We start from the raw sequence: 8,981 nt of genomic DNA, 5'->3' as shown, positions 1-8,981 counted from the left end.
ATCAACAGACCCTATAATTCTAATCAATGAATCCAGATCGGGTTGCTGTCACAGCTAAGCAATGAGTTAGGAAATAAGTAAGGAAATAAGTATGCAAAAAATATTAAATAGCCGATTAATCAAAGCGTTATTATTATCAACAGCGATATTGGGCTTATCGGCGTGCAGCAGCCGTCCGGCTCCACAAACCGTATCAGTCTATCCTAATCCACATATGACACCACCGACGCAACCGGTGCCGTCGCCGCCGGAGCAGGAAGTTCGGAATGCCAGCGATAATCGCCAAAAAATCGATTACAATCAGCGAAATATCCCTATTCGTCCTGCGGTATCGGTCGGTTATGGTTATCATCGCGGTTGGGGTTCGCATCGGCAGCACCATGTCGGCGCTGGTTTTTATCCCGGCTATTGGTAAGAAAACACAATAAGCAGGTGATTTTTAAGGGCGAATGTATTATCATGGCTCTGTTTTTGAATAACCGTTATTGATATGCGACTACAACTATTTTCTGACCGATTTTTTCACTTTAATGTTACCGCCAAACGATCTGGACGGGCTTTTAAGTTTGCTAAAAATCGGCAATAAATCCTGAAAGCCTCCGTTCGGAGGTTTTTTTGTATAGTCGCTATCTGTGAGACGTCCTAATTGGAGATAAAAATGCAACAGCTACAAAACATCACGGCACAGGCATTACAGGCCGTGGAACAAGCAAATGATATCACGACACTGGAAGCCGTTCGGGTCGAATATTTTGGTAAAAAGGGGCATTTTACTGCCTTAATGCAAGGTTTGCGTGATGTCTCACCCGAAGAGCGTCCGGCGGTCGGGCAGCGGATCAATGAGGCGAAACAACAGGCGCAAACCGCACTTAATGCTAAAAAAACCGAATTGGAAAGTGCTAAATTAAACGCGCAATTGGCTCAAGAGAAAATTGATGTCAGCCTGCCGGGGCGCAGAATAGAAAGCGGTGGTTTGCATCCGGTGACCATCACCATTAATCGAGTCACTAAATTCTTTGCTGAATTGGGATTCAGTGTAGAAACCGGACCGGAAATCGAAAGCGATTATTATAACTTCGATGCCTTGAATATTCCGGCGCACCATCCAGCAAGAGCCGACCACGATACGTTTTGGTTTGATGTCAATCGTTTACTGCGCACCCAAACCTCAGGCGTACAGATTCGCACCATGGAAAAACAGCAACCACCAATTCGGATTATGGCGCCGGGCAGAGTATATCGTAATGACTATGATCAAACCCATACCCCAATGTTTCACCAGATTGAATTGCTGTTTGTCGATAAAAAAGCGAATTTCACCGAACTGAAAGGTTTGCTGCATGATTTCTTGCGTAACTTTTTTGAAGAAGATTTACAAGTGCGGTTCCGCCCATCGTACTTCCCGTTTACTGAACCGTCCGCCGAAGTAGATGTGATGGGGAAAAACGGAAAATGGTTGGAAGTGTTGGGTTGTGGCATGGTGCATCCGAATGTCTTACGCAATGTTGGGATTGACCCGAATGAGTATTCCGGTTTTGCGGTCGGCATGGGCGTTGAGCGCTTGACAATGCTGCGTTACAACGTCACGGATTTGCGGTCATTCTTTGAGAATGATCTGCGTTTTCTGAAACAATTTAAGTCACTATAAACTACTGTAGATCCTAAGCAGGCTGAGCAAATTAAGCAGAATAAGCGGAGAAAATAACGAGATGAAATTTAATGAATCATGGCTACGGGAATGGGTTAATCCGGCCATCAGTACTGAACAATTAGCAGAACAAATCACGATGTTGGGCTTGGAAGTGGACGGCATCGAAGCGGTTGCCGGACAGTTTGACGGGGTGGTGGTCGGCGAAGTCGTCGAATGCGGACAACACCCAAATGCCGATAAATTGCGTGTGACCAAAGTCAACGTTGGCGGCGAACAGTTGTTGGATATTGTTTGTGGTGCGCCAAATTGCCGTCAAGGCTTAAAAGTGGCGTGTGCTGTTGTCGGCGCGACCTTGCCGGGCGATTTTAAAATCAAAAAAGCCAAATTACGCGGCGAACCGTCAGAGGGGATGTTGTGTTCTTTCAGTGAACTGGGAATAACGTCCGACGCCGACGGTATTATCGAATTACCTGCTGATGCGCCGATCGGCACTGATATTCGTGATTATCTGAAATTGAATGATAAAGTGATTGAAATCAGCCTGACCCCGAACCGTGCCGACTGTTTGAGCATTCGCGGCGTGGCACGTGAAGTCGGTGTGGTTAATAAAGCGGAAATCGTTGAGCCGGAGATAACACCGGTAGCGGTCAGTATTGCCGACAAAGTCGAAATCAAACTGTCGGCACCTGAGGCTTGCCCACGCTATTTGTTACGGGTGATCAAAGGGCTGAATGTGCAAGCAGCGTCACCGCTCTGGCTGCAAGAGAAATTGCGCCGCTGTGGGATTCGTTCTATCGATCCGATTGTCGATGTCACCAACTATATTTTGTTGGAATTAGGACAGCCGATGCACGCCTTCGATAGCGCAAAAGTGACACAGCCGGTTGAAGTGCGAATGGCGAAAAACGGCGAAGAATTGGTTTTATTAGACGGCACGACAGCAACATTGCGCGATAATACCTTAGTCATTGCCGATCAACGTGGTCCTCTCGCCATGGCAGGAATTTTTGGCGGTGAAAAGAGTGGTGTCAGCGCAGAAACTCAAGATATCATTTTAGAATCGGCCTTTTTTGCGCCATTAGCGATTGCCGGGCGCGCTCGTCAATATGGTTTACATACCGATTCTTCACACCGCTTCGAACGTGGAGTGGATTTTGAGTTACAACGTCACGCAATCGAGCGGGCGACCGCACTTTTAATTGAAATTTGTGGTGGTCAAGCCGGTGAAATTTGTGAAGTCGTCAGCAAGCAAAATTTGCCGCAAATTCAAACTGTTACTTTACGTCGTAGCAAATTGGACTCATTGTTAGGTCACCATATTGCCGACGAAACCGTCACCGATATTTTAAATCGTTTAGGCTTCAGTGTGACTTTTACCGATGGGGTGTGGACGGTGACGCCGACCAGCTGGCGTTTTGACATTGAAATCGAAGAAGATCTCATTGAAGAGGTCGCACGGATTTACGGTTATAACAGCATTCCAAACAATGCACCGTTGGCGCATTTGAATATGCGTGTACATAAAGAAACTGATGTCGAATTGGCACGGATTAAAACTGCACTTGTTGATCGTGATTACCAAGAAGCGATTACCTATAGCTTTGTTGATCCAAAGCTGCAAGCCTTGTTGCACCCTGAACAGCAGGCGTTGGTTCTGCCAAATCCGATTTCTGTGGAAATGTCGGCAATGCGTTTATCACTCATTCCGGGGCTGTTGGGAGCCTTACTTTATAATCAAAACCGCCAACAAACCCGTGTGCGTTTGTTTGAAACGGGGTTGCGTTTTATTCCGGATACCAGTGCGGAGTCGGGTGTTAAACAGCAATTTGTGCTAAGTGCGGTCATCAACGGCAGCCGAAAAAACGAGAGTTGGGCTGAAAAAACGGAAGTTGTTGACTTTTTTGATCTAAAAGGTGATCTAGAAGACATTTTATCGCTAACAAGTGCTGGAAATAAACTCAATTTTGTAGCAAAATCATATACAGCATTACATCCGGGACAATCTGCGGCGATTATGGCGGAAGATCAAGAAGTTGGCTTTATCGGTACATTACATCCGCAAATTGCACAAAAACTGGGGTTGAGCGGAAAAACAGTCGTCTTCGAAATCTGTTGGGATGCCATTGCAACTCGTGACATGGTGCAAGCCAAAGCAATTTCGCGTTTCCCGGCAAACCGCCGTGATATTGCGGTTGTGGTTAGCAACGATGTTGCTGCTGCGGATGTAATTAGGGCCTGTCGTGCAGTTGCCGGGGAAATATTGACCCATGTGAACTTGTTTGATGTGTATCAAGGTAACGGGGTTGCAGACGGTTATAAGAGTCTGGCTATCGGTTTGACACTTCAGGATAATCAAAAAACGCTTGAAGAGGAAGATATCACTAAGGTGATATCAAATGTAGTATCTGAATTAAAGCGGAATTTCAATGCTTATTTGAGAGATTAGACTATGACATTAACGAAAGTAGAAATTGCAGACAGTCTCATTCAGAAATTCGAACTGACCAAGCGTGAAGCAAAAGATTTGGTCGAAAGCTTTTTTGAGGAAATTCGGGTTGCTTTAGAAAGTGGAGAAGACGTTAAACTGTCCGGTTTCGGCAATTTCCAACTGCGTGACAAAAAATCTCGCCCTGGCCGAAATCCAAAAACCGGCGAAAGTGTAGCCGTTTCCGCACGTCGGGTGGTGGTTTTCAAACCCGGTCAAAAATTGCGTGCACGTGTCGGACAGAATCTTAAAAAATAATGCGCTGTTTCTGTGTTGAACAGATTCAGCCAAGAGGGTTGAAAACAGATAAAATTGGATAGCTGGATTTTGATGGTAAGAACAAAAAATTTGTTCGGTTTCAAACCGGGCATAGGGTTATTGATTTGCTTGGCAGCATTTGTACTGTCCGGGTGTTCTTCTTCGTCCTCTTCCCGTTACCAAGGGCGTTTGCCTGATCCGATTTATACGATGGCACAATTGAGTGAACAGCAGTATCAGTGGGGCGGAACACCTTATATCTTAGGCGGCAACAGCCAGCGAGGCGTTGATTGTTCCGGCTTTGTTATGCGTACTTTTGCTGATCGTTTTGATATTTCGTTGCCAAGAACGACTGCAGCACAAGCGAAAGAAGGGGTCTATATCGAACGTGGTGACTTGCAGACTGGCGATTTGGTGTTTTTTAAAACAGGGCGCGGTCCCAATGGCTATCATGTCGGAATTTATGTTAAAGATGATCAATTTTTACATGCGTCAACCAAAGGCGGGGTAATTTACTCTTCATTAAATTCTACCTATTGGAAAAAAGCGTATTGGCAAGCCAGACGTGTCTAATCACACCATCAGGTGTTGGTTATACAGTGAATAAATTTTTATTAAACCGAGTTAATTTAACTTGGTCATTTACTAACTTGGAGGTTGAATATGAGTGATTTCAGTTATGCAATGTTGACGGTGGTTTTCTCATTAGCAATGATTGTTTATTTAGCTTTTTTGATTTTTTAACCTAGCACTTAAACAGTAAAAAACCATGTTTCATTGAGGTGATCGGTGAGACATGGTTTTTTAATTTCAATTTATTCTTTACTTTTTAGATTAATCGGCTTTTCAGTTTCCAAAAATCGACGTTCATTCGATGACACTAAACGGGCAATGGCATTTAAATAGGTGATCTCTAACGTTTCTCGGCTGGTGGCAATCACCCCCAAATCATTTAAAAAGCCATCATTCACGTCATATACCCAACCATGAATCGACAGTTTTTTGCCACGTGCCCAAGCAGAACGAACTATCGACGATGACCCTAAATTATACACTTGCTCAACCACATTGATTTTAGTCAGCATATCTGCTCGTTTTTCCAATGGCAGCGTACCAAATAGATTGCTATGCTTCAGCCAAATATCACGAATGTGCAGCAGCCAGTTATCAATCAAGCCTAAGGTATTATTTTCCATTGCCGCTTTGATACCACCGCAATTGGTGTGACCACAAATAATAATATGCTCAATATCCAGCGCATCAATGGCGTATTGCACCACAGACAGACAATTTAAATCAGTATGAATCACCTGATTGGCAACATTGCGGTGTACAAACAATTCCCCCGGGCCCAGATTGGTGAGCTTTTCTGCCGGCACTCGGCTGTCTGAGCAGCCAATCCACAGGTAGCTTGGTTTTTGTTGACCCGCCAACTCTTTAAAATAATTAGAATTCTCCTGTTGCATTCGAACTGCCCAACTATGGTTGTTGGCGATCAATTGCTCTATTTTTTTCATAGCTTATCCTTGTTATATGTTTGCCTTTGCTCTGCTATAATACGTTAAATTGTGTTTTTTTATTATTCATTTTTAAAATAAATAGAGTGATTATCTTATGTATGCACTTGAAATAAAGGACTTAACCAAGTCATATCCCAATGGTTTTCAAGCATTGCACGGTATCAATTTGAATGTGCAAGAGGGAGATTTTTATGCACTGCTCGGTCATAACGGCGCAGGGAAATCAACGACAATCGGCATTGTCAGCTCGTTAGTCAACAAAAGTAGCGGTAGTATCAAGGTGTTCGGCTATGATTTAGACAGCCAACTGAGTGAAGTGAAAAAGCAGATTGGCATTGTTCCGCAAGAGTTTAATTTTAACCAGTTTGAAAAAGTATTAGATATTTTGGTCAATCAAGCCGGTTATTATGGGGTGGAACGCAAAGAAGCGTTGCAGCGTGCTGAAAAATGGCTGAAAAAACTGGATTTATGGGATAAGCGCGATCAGAAATCGATGCGCCTCTCAGGAGGGATGAAGCGCCGTTTGATGATTGCGCGTGCTTTAATGCACCGTCCACGCTTGCTGATTTTGGATGAACCGACTGCTGGCGTTGATATTGAATTGCGCCGCTCAATGTGGCAGTTTTTGCAAGAACTGAATTTGCAAGGCACGACGATTATTCTGACCACGCACTATTTGGAAGAAGCGGAGTTACTCTGTCGCCATATCGGCATCATTCAGCAGGGCAGATTGGTGATCGACACCTCAATGAAAGATTTGTTGAGTAAGCTTGAATCGGAAACTTTTGTGCTGGATCTGGCCAAATACAGCGCCGTGCCACAAATTGAGCATTATGCAAGTCAGTTAATTGATACGAATACATTGGAAGTGGAAGTGCGGCGTGAACAAGGCTTGAACAACCTATTTCATCAGCTCTCCGAACAGGGTATTCAAGTATTGAGCTTGCGCAATAAAACCAATCGACTGGAAGAGTTGTTTGTACGCATGGCGTTAAATAAACCGCACGATGAAACACAAGGAGAGTAGTGATGTCACTGTCTTGGATTGCATTTAAAACCATTTTAAACAAAGAAATTCACCGTTTTATGCGGATTTGGGTACAAACATTAGTACCGCCGGTCATCACCATGACGCTCTATTTTGTGATTTTTGGGCAGCTGATCGGCAACCGCATCGGTGAAATGGGCGGCTATAGCTATATGCAGTTTATCGTACCGGGCTTAATCATGATGTCGGTGATCACCAATTCATTTTCAAATGTGGCTTCCTCATTTTATAGCACAAAATTTGCACGCAATGTTGAAGAACTATTGGTTTCACCAACCTCAACTCATATTATCATCTGGGGCTACGTTGCCGGCGGTATGACGCGCGGTATCTTAGTCGGCAGTTTAGTCACTATCGTTTCGCTGCTGTTTATTCCGTTGGAACTTCATTCTTGGCTGGTTGTGATTTTAACCCTGCTGATGACCAGTGCTGCCTTTGCCCTTGGCGGACTGATCAATGCGGTGTTTGCCCGCTCGTTTGACGACATTAGCATTATCCCAACGTTTGTGTTGACACCGTTGACCTATCTGGGAGGCGTCTTCTATTCGATTTCACTGCTGCCGGCATTTTGGCAAGGCGTATCGAAACTGAACCCGATTGTGTATATGATCAACGGTTTCCGTTATGGCTTTTTGGGGGTCAGCGATATTGCGCTGTACTACACCTTTTCGGTATTAATTTTGTTTATCACCTTACTTTACGGGTTTGCCTATTATTTGATTAACCGAGGTATCGGTTTGAGAAACTAACCATACCAAGTGCGGTTTGACTGAAAAGTTGACCGCACTTTTTTGTATTACTGATTTATAGAAACGGCAGATTGTAGCAAACACTTTTGTTTGTTATCATCAAACAAAAGTATTTGATAGTATCAAACAAAAGTGTTCGACGGTATCAGACAAAACTCAATTAATACATCAGAGCAAGGGGCGGCAAATCATGATTTTGAAATCTGAATTGGAAAATGTCATCAACCTACAACAAAAACAGTTAGGGATACAGCAAAGCTATCCGAGAAAAATGTTGTCTGAATTACGGATTATTAATGAATTTGCCTTGATCGTTTCAGGTATTCGTCGTTGTGGAAAAAGTACACTATTAGCCCAATTGATTGATAAACAAGATCTTTCATCAATTTTATTTATTAACTTTGATTCTCCGCAATTATTCAATTTTGAATTTAATGACTTTCAGCTGCTTGATGAAATTATTCAGGAAAAGCAAGTCAGCACGCTATTTTTTGATGAAATTCAAGTAATTGAGGATTGGGAAATTTATATTCGGGGAAAACTTGATGAAAGGTATAACGTCGTGATAACCGGTTCAAATGCGGCTTTACTGAGTCGGGAGTTAGGGACGAAATTGACCGGTCGTCACCTCAGTAAAGAGCTATTTCCTTTTTCTTTTATTGAGTTTTGTGAATATCTTGAAAGAGCAAAAAATGCGGAATCGGTTAGAGAGTATTTAAATCGCGGTGGATTTCCACAATATCTTCATTTAGATGAAAAAGAAATTTTAGAAATGCTGCTGAATGATATTTTATATCGAGATATTGTTGTTCGTTATTCCATTCGAGATGAAATGCCAATAAAGCGATTGATCTTATTTTTAGCTGCCAATATTGGAAATCTAATTTCGGCAACAAAATTAAAACAGCAAATTGAAGTGAAAAGCACTTCAACTGTACAGGAGTACCTATCACATTTAGAACAGAGCTATCTGATTCATCTTTTGCCTAAATTTACCTACTCTTATAAAGCACAATTAGTCAATCCGAGAAAAGTCTATTTTATTGATAATGGCTTGCAAAGTACGGTCAGCCCTAGTTTTACGCAAGATTTAGGACGAAAATTAGAAAATGCGGTATTTTGGGAATTACGCAGAAAGCAATATGAACTTTATTATTATAATGAAAACAATAAAGAGTGTGATTTTGTTCTTTGCCGAAAAAGTAAAGTAGAAAAAGTTATTCAAGTCTGTTTACAGCTCAATAGTGAAAACGTAAAACGAGAGCAACAG

At 42.7% G+C, this 8,981-nt stretch carries 9 protein-coding genes; 8 read left to right on the top strand and 1 reads right to left on the bottom strand.

Annotated elements, in window-relative coordinates; all coding sequences use genetic code 11:
* Positions 1-91 precede the first annotated feature (91 nt).
* From FHQ30_RS12760 to FHQ30_RS12740, 5 genes are all read left to right on the top strand, one after another.
* A complete protein-coding gene (locus FHQ30_RS12760) occupies positions 92-415 on the top strand; it encodes a hypothetical protein (protein ID WP_139611524.1) in 324 nt (107 codons plus the stop codon).
* Between the two features lie 243 nt (positions 416-658).
* Positions 659-1,648 carry a phenylalanine--tRNA ligase subunit alpha gene (pheS, locus tag FHQ30_RS12755; protein ID WP_132967561.1) on the top strand — a complete coding sequence of 330 codons (990 nt, stop codon included), beginning with the start codon at positions 659-661 and terminating at the stop codon, positions 1,646-1,648.
* A gap of 61 nt (positions 1,649-1,709) precedes the next feature.
* Positions 1,710-4,097, top strand: a complete 2,388-nt coding sequence (gene pheT / locus FHQ30_RS12750) for a phenylalanine--tRNA ligase subunit beta (protein ID WP_139611523.1) — start codon at positions 1,710-1,712, stop codon at positions 4,095-4,097.
* Positions 4,098-4,100: 3 nt separating this feature from the next.
* A complete protein-coding gene (locus tag FHQ30_RS12745) occupies positions 4,101-4,394 on the top strand; it encodes an integration host factor subunit alpha (RefSeq protein ID WP_132967559.1) in 294 nt (97 codons plus the stop codon).
* A 72-nt stretch (positions 4,395-4,466) separates the two neighbouring features.
* A complete protein-coding gene (locus FHQ30_RS12740) occupies positions 4,467-4,967 on the top strand; it encodes an NlpC/P60 family protein (protein WP_139611522.1) in 501 nt (166 codons plus the stop codon).
* A 242-nt stretch (positions 4,968-5,209) separates the two neighbouring features.
* Here the strand turns inward: FHQ30_RS12740 and can are convergent, their stop codons facing one another.
* Complete coding sequence (gene can, locus FHQ30_RS12735) at positions 5,210-5,911, bottom strand: carbonate dehydratase (RefSeq protein ID WP_132967557.1); 702 nt, start codon at positions 5,909-5,911, stop codon at positions 5,210-5,212.
* Between the two features lie 97 nt (positions 5,912-6,008).
* Here can and FHQ30_RS12730 point away from each other — a divergent pair, with 97 nt between their 5' ends.
* The 3 genes from FHQ30_RS12730 to FHQ30_RS12720 form a co-directional block, all read left to right on the top strand.
* On the top strand, positions 6,009-6,941 hold the full coding sequence (locus tag FHQ30_RS12730; RefSeq protein WP_139611521.1) for an ABC transporter ATP-binding protein: 933 nt from the start codon (positions 6,009-6,011) through the stop codon (positions 6,939-6,941).
* Positions 6,942-6,943: 2 nt separating this feature from the next.
* Complete coding sequence (locus FHQ30_RS12725; protein ID WP_176552644.1) at positions 6,944-7,711, top strand: ABC transporter permease; 768 nt, start codon at positions 6,944-6,946, stop codon at positions 7,709-7,711.
* Positions 7,712-7,901: 190 nt separating this feature from the next.
* On the top strand, positions 7,902-8,981 hold a 1,080-nt coding region (locus FHQ30_RS12720; protein ID WP_139625189.1), incomplete at its 3' end, for an ATP-binding protein.

Source organism: Testudinibacter sp. 'clade 2' (genome assembly GCF_006227735.1).
GTDB lineage: Bacteria > Pseudomonadota > Gammaproteobacteria > Enterobacterales > Pasteurellaceae > Chelonobacter.
The sequence above is the reverse complement of the archived record's forward strand: the minus strand, read 5'-3'. Positions and strand labels throughout refer to the sequence as shown.